Origin of the sequence: Membranihabitans maritimus, assembly GCF_021729145.1 — a bacterium.
GTDB classification, from domain to species: Bacteria; Bacteroidota; Bacteroidia; order Chitinophagales; family Saprospiraceae; genus Membranihabitans; species Membranihabitans maritimus.
This window is the reverse complement of sequence record NZ_JAJSLW010000001.1, coordinates 101,001-117,530: the sequence shown is the minus strand read 5'-3', so window position 1 is coordinate 117,530 and position 16,530 is coordinate 101,001. Positions and strand designations below refer to the sequence as shown.

Genomic DNA, 16,530 nt, shown 5'->3' with positions numbered 1-16,530 from the left:
GAATTATTTAATACAAAATAATGTGAAAATGAAATGGAAATTTACCATGGGCTTCCTTATGGTAGTGGGTGTAGTGTGTCTGTGCCTCACAATGCCTAAAGAAGCAAAAGCTAAAAAAACTGCAGGGACCTTTAAGGAGATTCAAGGTGAAAAGAGAGCACTAATAGAATTAATTCGCAAATGGGAAGCCAAATATAACGTATTGTTTACCTACGACCGGAGAATTGTAGAGTCTGTCGAAGTGGAGGTTCCGGATGAGGATATGGAAAACATTGATAATGCGCTGGACTTTGCATTGGACAAAACAGAGTTGAAATATACCATTCTCGAAAGCCGGTATGTCATCCTGTACAGGAATGATAAAGAAGGGATTGAGTCGCTGGAAAATATGATCCAGCATTTGAGTAAAATCATCGATAGCGAAAAAAAGACCATGGCGAAAAGAGCTGGAAAAACCGTAGATCGATTACACACCCATTCGGCATTGGATATTTACAATAAACGTCTGGTAATTAATGTGTCGGGTACGGTAACGAATCAGGCAGGTGAACCATTGATCGGGGTGAATGTATTGGTCAAGGGGACAGATAAGGGTACAGCTACCGATTTTGATGGGAAATTTATGTTGGAGGATGTCGATGAAGAAGCGGTATTGATAGTATCGTATATTGGTTACCAGACCCAGGAAGTTCCATTAAACGGAAAGCACGAAATAACAATTACATTACTGGAAGATTCTCAGACATTGGATGAGGTGGTCGTCGTGGGGTATGGGACGCAGAAGAAGAGTGATGTAACAGGGGCAATTGGGAAAGTTAGCGGTGCAAAATTACAAAAAAGGCCGGTGGCTCGAGTGGATCAAGCATTGCAAGGACAGATGTCAGGTGTTTTGGTTCAGCAAAGTGGGGGTAAACCCGGGAAAAATGCGAATATTCGGGTTCGTGGTGTAGGGTCTGTAACAGCGGGTGTGGCACCCTTATATGTAGTAGATGGATTCCCCGTTGATGGGAGTACATTTGCAAATATGAACCTTGCAAACATTGAGTCGATAGAAGTTCTTAAGGATGCTGCAGCCACATCGATCTATGGATCAAGAGGATCAAATGGAGTAGTAATTGTTACAACAAAACAAGGGGAAAAGGGCCAAAAATTAAAATTAGATTTGAATGCTTTTACAGGAATTTCCAATGTAGAGCGCATACCAAAAATGATGAATGCCAAAGAACAAATGGAATTAATTGCTGATGAAAAAGACGGTGATTGGGTTCAGGCAGGAGGTGATCTAAGTGTGCCTCCTTTAGAAAGGCCTTATAATTTTCGTTACGATCAAAATCTATTAAACGATCCTAACTTACCTTCATATGATCACATAGGGGCAATTCTTCAAACAGGAATTACCCAAAATTATAATTTATCAGCTTCAGGGTCTTCTGGAAATACTCGATTTTTTGTATCCGGGGAATATTATGATCAAACTGGAATAGTTAAAAATACTTCCTACAAAAGATATTCAGCTCGTGCTAATATTACCACGGATATAAATGAATATTTGTCAATTGGACTAAGATTATCGCCAACATATCTTGTATCTCGAGATAAAGATACCGAAGGGAAAGAGGGTATTGTCCACAGAGCTTTGTCTTCCACTCCGATATTGCCTCCAAGACTGGGGTATTGGGGAGAATCGGAAGAATATAGTACGTTTTTATTGGCTAACAGGTCGCCTTATAATTTGGCTATTGTTGAACATCTAAAGGATAAGGAGACCCGGTTACAGTTATTGGCTGATGTAAATGCCGAAGTTAAGCTTTTATCCGGTTTAACTTTCAAGACAAGGTTTGGAGCAAATGTTTCAAATGATCGAAGAGATCAGTTTGAAAATCAAATTATTAGAAGAAATCAAGCTCCTACAGGAGCTTTTTGGGGAAGTGAAAGCTTAAATTGGCTTAATGAAAACCTTTTTAATTTTTCCAAAACTCTGGATGATATACATAAATTAAATGCCATATTGGGATTTACAGCCCAAAAACAAGAGAATAAGTCATCATTTATAAGAGCTAATGGATTTGCAAATGATTATGTTACTACTTTGAATGCAGCGACTGAGTATAATGCAAATACGCAAATGAGTGAATGGTCACTTCTTTCATACTTGAGCCGGGTAAATTATTCTTTTGATGACAAATATATATTTCAAGGCAGTATACGTAGGGATGGAAGTTCAAGATTTGGGGCAAATACTAAATGGGGATGGTTCCCGTCTGCTTCCATGGCTTGGAAGGTTGATCGTGAAGAATTCATGGAAAATTCAGAGTTTATTAGTCAACTAAAGTTTAAGTTTAGTTGGGGAATAACAGGTAATAATTCTATCGGTAATTATGCGGCAATCGGTGGAATGAGTACTTCTAGTTATCTTTTTGGAACAAATGAAACTATTACTCCAGGTTTATTTCCAAGTTCAATTTCAAATCCGAACTTGAGTTGGGAAAAAACTACATCTACTAATATTGGACTGGATTTAGGGGTATTTGGCAATAGGTTTTCATTAGGAATCGATTTTTACAACAACTTGACAAATGATCTATTGTTGCGAGTACCTGTACCTACAATTACCGGGTTTTCCGATGAAAGACAAAATTATGGCGAGGTTGAAAATAAGGGTGTTGACTTTAGTATCAATTCAGTGAATATAGATGGAGAGTTGAATTGGTCCACAAGTTTTAACATATCTTTTTTGGAGAATAAGGTTTTAAAACTCGGCCCAAATGATGCTCCTATATTTGGAGGTTTTCAAAATGATTTTAATATCACGACAGTTGGTCAACCAATTGGATCTTATTATCTGTTGAAACAGACGGGGGTATATAATACTCAGGAAGAAATTGAATCGTCACCTCACTGGTCGGGGTCGCAACCGGGGGACATTATAGTTGAAGATTACAATGGAGACGGAACTATAGATGAAGGAGATCGACAAATTTTGGGAAGTAATATTCCGAAATACTTTTGGGGTTTAACCAATCAATTCAGTTATAAAGGGTTTGATTTAAGCATTTTTCTTAACGGAGCAGGAGGAAATAAGATATTTAATATTATCGGAAGACAATTTGATAGGCCCCAGGGAGCTCATAATGTTAAATTTAAACATTGGGTGAACAGGTGGCGATCTCCTGATAATCCGGGTGACGGTATGACCCCGCGAATGTGGGGGGCAAACACAGGTGCGGGTGCCCAAATTACAAGCAGAATGCTTTATGATGGTGATTATATAAGATTAAGAAATATAACCTTAGGATATACATTGCCCAATCAAATTCTGAATAAACTTAGCTTCTCTTCCGTTAGAATCTATGTACAAGGGGAGAATTTGTACACCTGGGACTACTATTCTGATGTTGGCTTTTCTCCCGAAGCTGATATGTATAATGGGAATGCCACCTCTGGCGGAAATGATTATGGTATATACCCAACCTCTAGAACATTTTTATTTGGCCTTAATGTGTCTTTTTAATAAATAAAATCGTATGTGATGAATAAAATACAATTTAATAAAATTCAATTATTCCTGATCACTAATATAATATTTCTACAATATTCCTGTAAAGATTTTTTGGATCTAGCTCCTATAACTCAAACCAATGTGAGTTCATTTTACCAGACCCAGGAAGATTTTGAAAATGCAATAGTATCTGTCTATGATTCATGGCAAAGTATTTATCCAGGTTTATGGACTTATTATACTGAATTCAGAGGTGATACCTATGATAGAGAGAATCAAAAACTTGGATATGAGGTGAGTTCAAATAATTGGACTCTTAATACTACAGCTGGTATGTGGAATAGATTATATAAGGTTGTTAGTAACGCTAATATAATTTTAGATAAAATTGAAAGTAAAAAGAATTTTGAAAGTGATGTTAAAAGCAGAATACAAGCAGAGGCAAGATTCTTTAGGGCAGAAGCATATTTTGCATTAGTACGTTTATTTGGTTCTGTTCCATTGGTTGACACGGAAATTAGCTCTCTTGAAGCGGTTAATACGTTTTCTGCGAAACCATCTGAAATTTACCGGCAAATAGAAGAAGACTATATGTTTGCGATAAATCATTTACCTGCATCAGTTCCGGGCAGTGATTATGGGAGGATTACTAAATATGCTGCTGAAGGAGAATTGGCTAGGGTGTATATTACACTTAGTGGCCAAGTTCATAATCAAGATAGATGGATGGATGCCAAGCTATTATTAGAAAATATCCTGTTTAGCAGTCCATACTCATTTGCAGAATCATATTCTGACATTTTTGCTGAGGATGGGGGAAACGAAAAAGGTAAAGAAGTTATTTTGTCGGTTTTATTTAGCGCTGGAAATCAAGGAGAAGCCTCGGGATATGAAGAATTTATTGGCAAGTATCGGCCTCTAGCACGTCATATAACATTTGAACCAGGCGTAGTGGAATCTTATGAACATGGGGATTTGAGAAAGGAGGTTAATATTGTAAACGGCTATCATGCTTTGGACATAGATCAGTGGGTTGATGGTCACTGGATTAATGTGAAGTTCGATTATCTATATGATATTGAGTCTAATAGTAGTGGAATGGATTTTCCTTTAATTAGATATACGGATATGTACCTGTTATATGCTGAAACTCTAGCGGAAATCTCAGGTTCTGTTCCTGATCAATCACTGGAAATTTTGAATGAAGTAAGAAATCGGGCAGGTTTAAACTCTTTAACTAGGTCTGATGTGCCTGATATATCCACATTTAGAACCCTGATACAAAAAGAGCGAAGGTCGGAACTAATGTTTGAATGTGTTAGATGGTTTGATTTGGTAAGAACAGGAAAGGCTGTGGAAGCTCTTCGAAATATTGGCAAAGATGCTGATGACAGTTGGTTGCTTTTCCCAATTCCTCAATCTGAAATTGATAAAGTGGGAGAAGATGTACTTCCTCAAAACCCGGGATACTAAGAAATTGATTGAGTATTATTTAAGCTTTTTGGTTATGCTGTTCTTTTAGAATTAGGGGGTGAATAAAGGGTGAAACAACCTATTTGCTGATGATTTATGCTCAAATAACTTTTAGGAATATTTTCTTCTGTTGCAATTCAATTTTTTATATCTATATGCAATTATTTCTTAACTTATTACCTCTAATTAGTATCGGGGCTTTTATGTGTAATGACAGTTTGGCAAAACAAGAACAACCTTCTCCGAATATCGTCTTTATTATGGCTGATGATTTAGGTTGGAAAGATGTTGGTTTTATGGGAAGTAAATATTATGAAACCCCTAATATCGACAATCTTGCAAAGAAAGGTATGGTATTCACAGATGCTTATGCATGTGCTGCTAACTGCGCTCCTACACGAGCAGCATTCTTATCTGGAAGATATTCTCCAAAGAATGGTGTTTATACCGTACGAAACCCAGACCGGGGGCCAGATTCTCTTCGAAAATTAATTCCAATATTCAATAGAAAAGTTGTAAATAACGAACCGGTCTTAGACTCTTCAGAGGTTACCATTGCAGAAATTTTAAAAGAAGAAGGATATGCAACTGCTCTTATCGGCAAATGGCATTTGGGAGATGATCCGCATTATGGACCTAAGTCACAAGGATTTGATGTCAATGTTGGAGGTTGGCATGCAGGTCACCCAAAATCTTACTTTAGTCCATATAGTAACCCTATGTTGGAAGATGGACCTGAGAGAGAGTATCTTACTGATCGACTTGCATCAGAAGCTACTCAGTTTATAGAAAAAAATAGGCAGAATCCTTTTTTCTTATATTTTGCAAGTTATTCTCCTCATAGACCTATTCAGGCAAAAGAAGAAGATATAAAACATTTTGAAGTCAAGGAAGCTAATAATGGGCAGAATGATCCTGTTTATGCAGCCATGATCTATAGCCTCGATAAAGCAGTAGGAAAGATTGTAAAAAAGATTGAGGAGTTGAACCTTGACAAGAAGACCTTAATAGTTTTTTATTCTGATAATGGAGGTGAAGGTGGGTACAGAAATGATAATATATTTTGGAGACAAAGTGGAATTACTTCAAACGAGCCTTTAAGAGGTGGAAAAGGAATGTATTATGAAGGGGGGATTCGTGTACCATTAATATTTTACTGGCCTGAGAAAATTGATACAAATCGCCAATGCAGTGTTCCGGTTAATAGTGTTGATTTCCTACCAACCTTTCTGGATGTTGTCGGTATCCAGCGACCACCTACATTGGCTCTTGATGGCAAAAGCTTAGTTCCATTGTTTAAGGATGAAAGAACATTTTCCAGGGAAGCAATTTACTGGCACTTCCCGTGTTATTTGGAAGCAAAGAAAGGGACTTACAGATCCCGACCAGTGGGTGCAATCCGTTCTGGCAATTATAAATTAATTGAATTTTTTGAGGATAACAAACTGGAACTATATAACCTTGAAAAGGATATAGGGGAGAGTTATAATTTAGTTGACAAAATGCCGGAGAAGGTCAAAGAACTATATCAAAAACTTAAGGATTGGCGGAAAAGTATCGACGCTACAGTTCCTTCAGAATTGAATCCTAAATACTACAAATATGAAGAGAGAAAATAAATGTTGTAAATCAAATTTATCATGAGACATTACTTTTTAAAAATTGTTGTTTTACTTGTAGCAGTAATTGCATTTTCTTGTAGTTCTGAAAAGGACGATATACTAAAGCAACCGAATATCATTTTTATCATGACAGATGATCACGGATATGGTGAATTGGGTTGTTATGGTAATTTGGATATTGAAACGCCCAATATTGATAAATTAGCTGAAAATGGCGTACGGTTTACTAATTTTTATGCAAATGCTCCGATTTGTTCACCTACCCGTGCGGCATTTTTGACAGGACGATACCAACAACGTATTGGACTTGATGATGCGTTGCATTATCAAGAAATGGGGAGGGGATTGCCCATTGAAGGCCGAACGATTGGAAATGATTTACAATCAAAAGGATATGATTGTGGGCTTTTTGGCAAATGGCATGTTGGATATGATTATGATCGCAGGCCGTTGCAACAAGGGTTTAATGATTTCTTTGGAATTTTAGGAGGGAATCATCACTATTTTGACCATATGGACAGAATAGGCGTACATGATTTGTGGTTAGGTAATGATTCTATTAATCGAAAGGGATATACTACGGATCTTATTACAGATGAAGCGTTAAGATTTATCGAGAAAAATCGCTCTTCTCCATTCTTTTTATTCCTTTCCCATCTTGCACCTCATTTTCCTTATTTAGGACCAAATGACCAGGATAAAGTAGTAAAACCGAAACATAAATCCTGGCAGAAAGAAGGTAATCCAGAAACATATATTGAGATGGTGGAAAGTGTTGATGCTACCGTAGGTCGCATTTTACAAAAGATCTCTGAATTGAATTTAAGCAATCGGACCTTAATTGTTTTTACATCGGATAATGGAGGAGCTCATTATGCCCCTTATGTATCAAATGGGGCCTTGAGAGGATATAAAGGAGATCTTTTTGAAGGGGGAATTAGAGTTCCTTGTATAGCTCAATGGAAAGGAGTGTTACCAAAAGGTGAGACTTCTGACCAGGTTGCAATCACTATGGACTGGACTTCTACTTTTCTAAGGCTTGCTGGAGTAGATAGCAATAAATATGAAGAAGATGGTATTGATTTAATGCCAATATTAAAGAGGCACGAGAAGGAAGTAGAAAGAACGCTTTTTTGGAGGAGGATTGATGGCCCGATTCGAAATATACCCACTGAGTACAGAGCAGTTCGTTCTGGAGATTGGAAACTCATTGAAGAAATTGACAGTCCTAAACAATATTTATATAATCTTAAACTCGACCAAAGTGAATCTAATAATTTAATAAATAATGAGCCGGAGATTGTGAAAGAATTAAATAGCAAACTAAACGATTGGGAAAAATCTGTTAACAATGATGCTGAATTTTATAATAACTGAAAAAATATAATTTAATGAAATATAATTTACTGTTTCTTTTATTTCTTTTGACAATTACTGAAATTTGGTCACAAGATATTCGTCCGGTAAATTTGGTCGATCCCTACATTGATACTGGAGCCCCAAGAGCAAGATGGTTCTTTTTTAGTTCAGCATGCCGGCCTTTTGGTATGGTTAATTTAAGCCCGGATACTAATCCTGAAGGGGATTGGGGGGCAGGATATCTTTATGATAGTGAACATATCCAATGCTTTAGTCATATTCATGCCTGGGAAATGGGAGGTATTGCTGTTATGCCGACTGTTGGAAAGTTTCAAGGGCACAAGGGAGGAGAAGTCTATAAATCCAGATTTACACATGAAAATGAAATTGTTAAACCGGGCTATCATAAAGTTCAATTGGATGATTACGGAATTCAGGCTGAATTAACTTCTACTACTCGTGTAGGTTTCCATAAATACACTTTCCCAAAAAACCAAAACAGCTATATTTTATTTGATGGAGGTGCCCAGGTCGGTCATGGGGCTACTATTTATTCTGAAGCATGGAAAGTTAATGAAACAGATATTGCCGGGTATGAAATTATGGAAGGTATAAGACGCCGTCCAAAAGAGACACCGGTTTATTTTTACGCTAGACTTAATAAACCTTTTGAAAGGATAATAACATGGAAAGATGGAGAGATTGTAAAGAATGGACCTATTGAAAGAGTGGCTGGAGCTAATTCTGGGTTAGCTATAAAATTTTCAACTGAAGAAAAGGAGGAAGTGTTGCTGAAAGTAGGAATATCTTATGTGAGTGTTGAACAGGCCAAACTAAATCTTGAATCTGAATTAGACCATTGGGATTTTGAGGAAGCCCAACAAAATTCTTACGATGAATGGAACGCTTGGTTAAGCCGGATTGAAATAGAAGGGGGCTCGAAAGAACAAAAGGTTAAATTTTATACGGATTTATGGCATGCATTATTAGGTCGCCGAATCGTTAGTGATGTGAATGGAAAATATATGGATCGCAGAGGAGACTACCCGATAATAAGACAGGTAGATTTGAATAAAGAAGGAAAACCTAAATTTCCTCACCATAATTTTGATGCCTGGTGGGGGAGTCATTGGTCGCTTAATATACTATGGTCAATGGCTTATCCGAAGGTTATGGATGCGTTTTGTAATACAATGGTCGATATCTATAAAAATGGAGGAACGATACCACGCGGATCTACGGGGGGAAATTATTCCTATGTTATGATCGGAGATCCGGCCTCTTCCTTTTTTGCAGCAGCCTATAATAAGGGGATTCGTAATTACGATATTGATTTGGCCTACGAAGGACTGAAGAAAAATGCATTTCCGGGAGGTATCAGAAGTCGTGCGGGATATGAATTTGGGCAGAATCCCTCAGGAGGAGGGATGTCTTTGTATATAGAAAAGGGGTATGTACCGGATGGGAGATCTAACCTTAATGGTTTTCATACCCATGCAAATGCATCCATGACATTGGAGTATGCTTATCAGGATTGGTGCCTTTCACAAATGGCATTAGGAATTGGGGAAAAGGAGGATTACTTGAATTTAAAACGACGATCTCAAAATTATAAGAATCTATGGAATCCAATTACCGGCTATATACATCCCAAAGACACGAGTGGTAATTGGATTGTAGATTTTGATCCCTTGAATCTGCATGGATTTTGTGAAAGTAATTCTGCTATTTATTCTTATTATGTTCCTCACGATATACTTGGGTTAATTGAATTATTTGGAGGGACGGAAGAATTTGTAGAAAGGCTTGATAGTCAATTTAGAATTTCCGAACCTTCAGGATTTTGTAGAATTAAGAATAAAAGAATAGATGCAAATTGGACGGATTACTGCAATCAACCGGGAACAGCCATGGCACACATGTTTAATCATGCGGGATCACCCTGGTTAACTCAATATTGGGTGCGTAAGATTAAGGAAGAATATAGTGACGTTTCTCCGTATGGGGGGTATAAGGGTGATGAAGACCAGGGATTAATGGGTGGCTTAGGTGTATTAATGGCAATTGGTTTATTCGATATAGAAGGAGGGGCCAATGTAAATCCTAAGTACGAAATAACAAGTCCTATTTTTGATAAAATAACCATACATCTGGATAGCAATTATTATGATGGAGATTCATTTGTTATTGAAACAGAGAATAATAGTCCTGAAAATATTTATATACAAAATGCCGAGTTAAATGGTGATGCGCTAAATAAATTTTGGTTTACGCATAAGGAATTTAGTAAAGGAGGTCGTCTTAAAATTACTTTGGGCAAAGAACCCAATAAAGAATGGGGTGTTGAATAAATGGGGAATTGTAACATTTAAATTACCCATTTAATATGACAGTGTCTTTTGTATGTTTTAAGAAAATTAATGTTTACGAATCATCAGTGTTAGTGCTGTATAAATTTTTGTAAAATTTTCAAATGAAAAAATCTAAATTTTTGCTTTCAAAGTCCCTTCCTGTATTTACTTCGTTCGTTATTTTGGGTTTTGATGATATTGTAGGTGTGGCTACGGGTTTTATTAAACAAGATTTTAATCTTACAGATGATATCGCACAATTGGTTCCCTCAATGGCTTTGTTCTGGTTTTTTGTATTAGCAGTTCCTGCGGGAATTCTTCAGGATAGGTTAGGAAAGAAGAGAATGCTTAATTTTGGTATATTTATTACCGGACTGGGGATGCTAATCCCTGTTATTTATTATTCCTTTCCTTTGATAATGATAGCTTTTGTATTTCTTGGGATCGGGAATACTATAGTGCATGTATCTGCCAATCCATTGCTTTATGATGTATCCCCTAAGGAAAAATATTCAAGTTACATGAGCTTTTCTCAATTTTTGAAAGCAAGTATTTCTTTGTTAGGGCCTATTATAACAACCTTTGTGGCTATTCAGTTTGGAGATTGGAAACTGGTTTTCGCAATATATTCCATTACTTCATTTTTATCAGCTATATGGCTTTATTCAACGAGGATACCTGAGATGAAATCGAAAGAGGAACCAGCAACTTTTAGTAGTTGTTTTTCTTTGCTCAAAAACAGATTTATTTTGGCACTCGTTTTGGGCATATTTATGTTGGTAGGAGCTGATGTAGGGATGAACTCAAATATAGCCAATTTTTTAATGAATCGGTTTGAGCTTAGCTTGGAAAATGCTTCATTAGGAATTAGCCTTTATTTTTTAGCTTTAATGATAGGCCGGTTGTTGGGTGCTGTAATATTAAATTGGGTTTCTTCCCAATTTTTTTTGCTAATAACTTCAATAATTGCATTGACAAGCCTTGTAAGTATAATGATGGCTCCTACTCTAATCATGACTCAGGTTGCAATATTTATGGTAGGACTTGGTTCTGGCAATCTGTTTCCTTTAATTTTTTCTCTAGCTATTGAACATTTGCCCAAACGGTCAAATGAAATTTCAGGCCTAATGATTATGGCTATTTCCGGGGGTGCGGTTTTACCGCCTATAATGGGGCAAATTAGCACTAACATTGGAGTAAAGGAAAGTTTAATTGTTCTAATAGTAGCCATGACTTATTTGGTTGGGTTAGGAATTTACTCTTTAAAAAAATACAAGTATGGATATGCAAGAAGTAATTAAGTATAAGACAGAGATAGAAAATCATTTGTATGACGAGCTTCTTCCTTTCTGGACGGACCGTATTATCGATAAAGAGAATGGTGGGTATAATACGCACTTTGATGAAAATGGTGAAGATACCGGAGAGGATGAAAAATCATTAATTGCACAAACGCGTTGCCTCTATACATTATCTTCAGCACTTCGTTCGGGGTATGACAAAGGAAATATTGATCAATTAGTTAGACATGGGATTGATTTTATGGTTAGCAAGATGTGGGATGAACAGGAAGGTGGGTTTTATTGGATGGTTAACCGGAAAGGAAAAGTGGTAAACAATAAAAAGATAATCTATGGCCATAGTTTTGCTATATATGCTTTGACTGAATATTCTCTTGCAACTCATGATCCCATAGGTACACAATATGCAAAAAAGGTATTTGATCTTCTACAGAAGTATTGTTCAGACACATTTTATGGAGGTTATTGGGAAATGTTTAACAGGGATTGGACTTTGTGTGGACCGGGAAATCAGGGCGGTGATCGTAAAACATTGGATGTACATATGCACCTAATGGAAGCCTTTACTAATTTATATGAAAGTACGGGAGAAGAGGTACATCGCAGAAAATTAATTGAATGCATTCAGTTGTTAAAAGATCGAATGATCCATCCTGTTTATAAAACGGGAATACCACAATTCTATAAAGATTGGTCGGTAGCCCCTCAAATTAAGTTTGACATAATTTGGGGGTGGGACAGGTTTTCGGAAGATGGGGAGAAAGGAAATGCAACAGATAATACTTGTTTTGGACACAATGCGGAATTTGCATGGTTATTGATACATGCTTTGGAAATTTTAGAGGTTGATTTAGATCAATACAAAGAGACATTAAGAACTATTTTAGACCATACAGTGGAGAATGGAATTGATATAAAGAATGGGGGGGTATATGTAGAAGGCCCTCATTCTGGGGGGGTATATGATAGAGAAAAAGAGTTTTGGCAGCAGGCAGAGGTTTTAATTGCTTTGTTGGATGGATTCATTATCTATCATGAAGATAAATATTGGGATGCTTACAAAAATGTACATCGATTTGTATTTGACAGAGTTATTAATCATAATGTAGGTGAATGGTATCCTTTACTAACAAGGGGAGGTGAGCCAATATGGAGGCATATGGGACATTCCTGGAAAATAAATTACCATACTGTCAGATCTATGATACAATGTATCAATCGGATAAATAAAATTTTAAAAGTATTGTAATGAAACCAATTGTTCAAATTTCACTTGACCTGACCAATATAGATGAAGCCCTGAAAACAGCAGAAATTGCAATGAAAGCTGGTGTAGACTGGCTGGAAGTAGGTACACCTCTCATTCTTGCGGAAGGACTCCACGGGGTGCGGAAAATGAGAGAAGCATTCCCGGACACTCCTATTGTGGCAGATTTAAAGACAATGGATGGAGGATACCTGGAAGCAGAAATGATGGCAAAAGCAGGCGCTACTCATGTAGTGGTTATGGCCAGGGCTCATGAAGAAACTATCAAATGTGTTGTTCAGGCAGGTAAGGATTTTGGCGCAAAGGTAATGGGAGATAACCTTGGTTGTCCTGATATGGTAGCGGGTGCAAAAAGGTTAGAAGATTTAGGGTGTGATTACGTAATTCACCATATAGGTTATGATGAAAGAAGAGGAATCGCTGCTGCCGGGAACAGAATGCCAAGTCCTCTTGATCAATTAAAAGAAGTAGTGAAGGCCGTAAATGTCCCAGTTCAGGCTGTTGGAGGTCTTTCTCTTGAGCAAGCTATTCAATGTCCGGAATATGGAGCGCCTTTAGTAGTATTGGGTGCACCGTTGACAATAGACGCAGACGCATTCAAAACAGCAGATGGAGACCTGGAGGGATCGCTTCGATTAATATGCGAAAAAGTACATGCCTACGGGGATGTCAAAATATAAACCAGAAAATTAAAAACTAGAATATATGAATTCAGCTGCCGTAGTAAATTTTGCACCTGAAAAAGGATCTGTAGAGATACGAGAAATTCCCCGACCTGAAATAGGGAATGAGGATGTTTTGTTGGAAGTAGCCAATGTAGGGGTATGTGGAAGTGACCTTCACCAATGGACAGCAGACCACAGTTGGCCCGTAAATTATCCTGTTGTTTTAGGACATGAATTTGGAGGTCATATCGCTGCTTTAGGTAAAAATGTAAAAGGATGGAAAGAGGGTGATCGTGTAGTTAGTGAAACTGCAGCGGTTATTGACAAAGAAAACCCTATGACCAAACAAGGATTATATAATTTGGACCCAACCCGTAAAGGGTTTGGTTATGGTGTCAATGGAGCCATGACTCGATATGTAAAAGTACCCGCTAGGTGCCTGCACAATGTACCAAATTCTTTGTCATTCGAACAAGCTTGCCTCACTGAACCTTGTTGTGTAGCATTTAATGCTGTTGTTGGAAATGGAAATATCAAACCCGGCGACAGGGTAGTCGTTCTCGGACCAGGTACTATAGGTATTCTGTGTGCTGCAATGGCCCGGTTATGCGGAGCCGAAGTAGCGATTGTCGGACTGGAGGCAGACAAGGGAAGATTGAAAATAGCAGAAGAAAACTATGGATGTACTCCAATTATAAAAGACGCTACCCCATGGGCTTTTGAGAGAGATGGATTGGGAGCAGATATGGTAATTGATGCAGCAGGAGTAAGTATCACCCTTAAAAATGCCATTAATCTCGTCCGACCTAATGGTCATATTTCCAAAGTTGGTTGGGGAAAAGATCCGTTGGGATTTTCTCTGGATCCGCTGGTCCAAAAAAATGCTACTTTGCAGGGGAGTTTTAGTCACAACTGGCCGATTTGGGAACGTGTAATTGCTTTGCTTACAAGTGGAGCCCTGAATGTAAAACCTATAATTGGAGGAGTCTGGGGTATCGAAGATTGGCACGAAGCTTTTGAAAAAATGCACAAAGGAGAAGTAGTAAAAAGTATATTAAAACCCGTTTAAGTATGCGATTAAAAAACAAAGTAATAATTATTACCGGAAGTACGACAGGGATTGGCAAGGCCATTGCCCAGCGTTGTGTTACCGAAGGTGCAAAGGTCATAGTTCACGGGCGTGAAAAAAAAGCCGGCGAAAATGTTATAAAGGAAATCGGTGAAGAAAATGGAATATTACACCTGGATGATTTAACAGACCCATTATCAGCTGAAAGGCTTGTCAATGCTGCTATAAATTCCTATGGCACGTTGGATGCCATCGTCAACAATGCTGCCTGGGTACCTGCGTCTGATATACACAATACAGATTTAAAATTATTAGAGGACGTATTTTCTGTAAATACTTTCGCACCTTACCTTTTGATAAAATCAGCTTTACCACATTTGACAGAATCAAAAGGAAGTGTTCTCAATATTGGATCTGTAAATGCCTGGAGTGGAGAACCTAATTTATTAGCTTATAGCATGAGTAAAGGTGCTATGATGACAATGACACGAAATTTAGGTGATGCCTTATTTAGAGAGGCAGGTGTTCGAGTCAATCAAATAAACCCCGGTTGGGTACTTACTGAAAAGGAGATTGAGAGAAAGAGAAGTCAAAATCTGCCGTACGATTGGTATACATATCTTCCAAAAGAGTTTGCTCCTTCTGGTCGTATTATTTGGTCAAAAGAGATAGCAGCTGCAGTCATTTACTGGCTATCTGAAGAAAGTGGGCCGATAACCGGACAAACCGTTGAACTGGAACAGTATCCACTATTGGGTAGGAATGCCCCCAAGGATGAAGTTACAATACCCGCTAGAGGAAATGATGAATCCCCGAAAACATAATCAAATAAATTTTAAATGATAAACACGAGAACAAGAGCACAGAAATTGTCAATGGTGTCTTGATTAATTAGAATTTATTTGTCATTTGGATATTGAAAATTAAACGATTATGCCGAAATTAGCTGCATTTCCCAAAGCCTTTATGCAGGCCCTTTGCAAAGATGGTTCTATGAAATTGTCCGAATGGATCGAATTAGCTGTTCAATTAGATATTGACGGATTAGAGTGGTACTCTGGATTTATCGAAATGCAGGACCGGTCAAACTGGAGTGAATTTCGCAAACAGGTAGAAGGCCATGGAAAAGAAATACCAATGATGTGTTGCTCTCCGGATTTCACCCATCCGGATCCCGAATTCCGAGCGAAAGAAATAGAAAAACAAAAATTCTGGATCGAAATGACGCACGAACTGGGAGGTTCATATTGTAGGGTTCTTTCCGGGCAAAAACGCCCCGAACTCTCGATAGAAGAAGGTATTAATTATGCGGTAGAATCCATAGAAGCTTGCCTCCCTTATGCAGAAGAGAGAGGGATAACTCTAATAATCGAAAATCACTATAAAGATGATTTTTGGGAATACCCGGAATTTGCTCAAAAAATGGAGATATTCTGTCCCCTTGTAGACCGGATTCACCATCCAAATTTTGGAGTAAACTATGATCCCAGTAATACATATCTGGCTGCAGAAGACCCATTGGAACTACTAAAAAGAGTTTCTGATCGCGTTGTCACCATGCACGCCAGCGACCGGTATCTGAAAGAGGGAACATTAGAAGATTTGAGAAAAGAAGAAGGCGGAGCTTTGGGGTATGCCAAGAGGCTAAGCCATGGTGAAATTGGAAAAGGATTGAATGACTACGACGCCATTTTTAGTGAATTAAAACGAGTGGGTTTTGACAGTTGGATCAGTATTGAGGACGGTGTGGACGGCATGGATCAGCTAGAACGAAGCGTACAATTTTTGAATAATAAAATCAGAGAATATTGGAGATGACTTTGATTCTTAATTGGTTTACATTGGATGCGTAACTTATCTGTAGTACACTTGGTCTGATGATGATCTATAATACCAACGGGAATTGCAAATGATAATAAATTTT

At 37.8% G+C, this 16,530-nt stretch carries 11 protein-coding genes; all 11 read left to right on the top strand.

Features of this window, described 5'->3' with window-relative positions:
* The first annotated feature begins 28 nt into the window (after positions 1–28).
* Positions 29–3,511 carry a SusC/RagA family TonB-linked outer membrane protein gene (locus LVD47_RS00390; RefSeq protein ID WP_236973529.1) on the top strand — a complete coding sequence of 1,161 codons (3,483 nt, stop codon included), beginning with the start codon at positions 29–31 and terminating at the stop codon, positions 3,509–3,511.
* A gap of 18 nt (positions 3,512–3,529) precedes the next feature.
* On the top strand, positions 3,530–4,972 hold the full coding sequence (locus tag LVD47_RS00385) for a RagB/SusD family nutrient uptake outer membrane protein (protein WP_236973528.1): 1,443 nt from the start codon (positions 3,530–3,532) through the stop codon (positions 4,970–4,972).
* 155 nt (positions 4,973–5,127) lie between these two features.
* Positions 5,128–6,591, top strand: coding sequence for a sulfatase (locus tag LVD47_RS00380; protein WP_236973527.1), 1,464 nt, complete (start codon positions 5,128–5,130; stop codon positions 6,589–6,591).
* A gap of 21 nt (positions 6,592–6,612) precedes the next feature.
* Positions 6,613–7,971 carry a sulfatase-like hydrolase/transferase gene (locus tag LVD47_RS00375; RefSeq protein WP_236973526.1) on the top strand — a complete coding sequence of 453 codons (1,359 nt, stop codon included), beginning with the start codon at positions 6,613–6,615 and terminating at the stop codon, positions 7,969–7,971.
* Between the two features lie 14 nt (positions 7,972–7,985).
* Positions 7,986–10,304 (top strand): GH92 family glycosyl hydrolase, encoded by a 2,319-nt coding sequence (locus LVD47_RS00370; RefSeq protein WP_236973525.1) that lies wholly within the window; start codon positions 7,986–7,988, stop codon positions 10,302–10,304.
* 122 nt (positions 10,305–10,426) lie between these two features.
* Positions 10,427–11,605, top strand: a complete 1,179-nt coding sequence (locus tag LVD47_RS00365) for an MFS transporter (protein ID WP_236973524.1) — start codon at positions 10,427–10,429, stop codon at positions 11,603–11,605.
* Entirely contained in the window at positions 11,583–12,854 is a 1,272-nt protein-coding gene (locus LVD47_RS00360) for an AGE family epimerase/isomerase (RefSeq protein ID WP_236973523.1), read from the top strand. The genes LVD47_RS00365 and LVD47_RS00360 overlap by 23 nt, the downstream gene beginning before the upstream one ends.
* A complete protein-coding gene (locus LVD47_RS00355; protein ID WP_236973522.1) occupies positions 12,854–13,552 on the top strand; it encodes an orotidine 5'-phosphate decarboxylase / HUMPS family protein in 699 nt (232 codons plus the stop codon). Before LVD47_RS00360 ends, LVD47_RS00355 begins: the two co-directional genes overlap by 1 nt.
* Positions 13,553–13,577: 25 nt before the next feature.
* Positions 13,578–14,606, top strand: coding sequence for a zinc-binding dehydrogenase (locus LVD47_RS00350; protein ID WP_236973521.1), 1,029 nt, complete (start codon positions 13,578–13,580; stop codon positions 14,604–14,606).
* Positions 14,607–14,608: 2 nt separating this feature from the next.
* On the top strand, positions 14,609–15,430 hold the full coding sequence (locus LVD47_RS00345; protein WP_236973520.1) for an SDR family NAD(P)-dependent oxidoreductase: 822 nt from the start codon (positions 14,609–14,611) through the stop codon (positions 15,428–15,430).
* 109 nt (positions 15,431–15,539) lie between these two features.
* On the top strand, positions 15,540–16,424 hold the full coding sequence (locus tag LVD47_RS00340; protein ID WP_236973519.1) for a sugar phosphate isomerase/epimerase family protein: 885 nt from the start codon (positions 15,540–15,542) through the stop codon (positions 16,422–16,424).
* Positions 16,425–16,530 lie beyond the last annotated feature (106 nt).

What these genes read in the sequence shown, in the direction of transcription:
- LVD47_RS00345 (WP_236973520.1), top strand. Translation starts at nt 14,609, where the DNA reads ATGCGATTAAAAAACAAAGTAATAATTATTACCGGAAGTACGACAGGG.
- LVD47_RS00350 (WP_236973521.1), top strand. Translation starts at nt 13,578, where the DNA reads ATGAATTCAGCTGCCGTAGTAAATTTTGCACCTGAAAAAGGATCTGTA.
- LVD47_RS00340 (WP_236973519.1), top strand. Translation starts at nt 15,540, where the DNA reads ATGCCGAAATTAGCTGCATTTCCCAAAGCCTTTATGCAGGCCCTTTGC.
- LVD47_RS00375 (WP_236973526.1), top strand. Translation starts at nt 6,613, where the DNA reads ATGAGACATTACTTTTTAAAAATTGTTGTTTTACTTGTAGCAGTAATT.
- LVD47_RS00385 (WP_236973528.1), top strand. Translation starts at nt 3,530, where the DNA reads ATGAATAAAATACAATTTAATAAAATTCAATTATTCCTGATCACTAAT.
- LVD47_RS00355 (WP_236973522.1), top strand. Translation starts at nt 12,854, where the DNA reads ATGAAACCAATTGTTCAAATTTCACTTGACCTGACCAATATAGATGAA.
- LVD47_RS00365 (WP_236973524.1), top strand. Translation starts at nt 10,427, where the DNA reads ATGAAAAAATCTAAATTTTTGCTTTCAAAGTCCCTTCCTGTATTTACT.
- LVD47_RS00370 (WP_236973525.1), top strand. Translation starts at nt 7,986, where the DNA reads ATGAAATATAATTTACTGTTTCTTTTATTTCTTTTGACAATTACTGAA.
- LVD47_RS00390 (WP_236973529.1), top strand. Translation starts at nt 29, where the DNA reads ATGAAATGGAAATTTACCATGGGCTTCCTTATGGTAGTGGGTGTAGTG.
- LVD47_RS00360 (WP_236973523.1), top strand. Translation starts at nt 11,583, where the DNA reads ATGGATATGCAAGAAGTAATTAAGTATAAGACAGAGATAGAAAATCAT.
- LVD47_RS00380 (WP_236973527.1), top strand. Translation starts at nt 5,128, where the DNA reads ATGCAATTATTTCTTAACTTATTACCTCTAATTAGTATCGGGGCTTTT.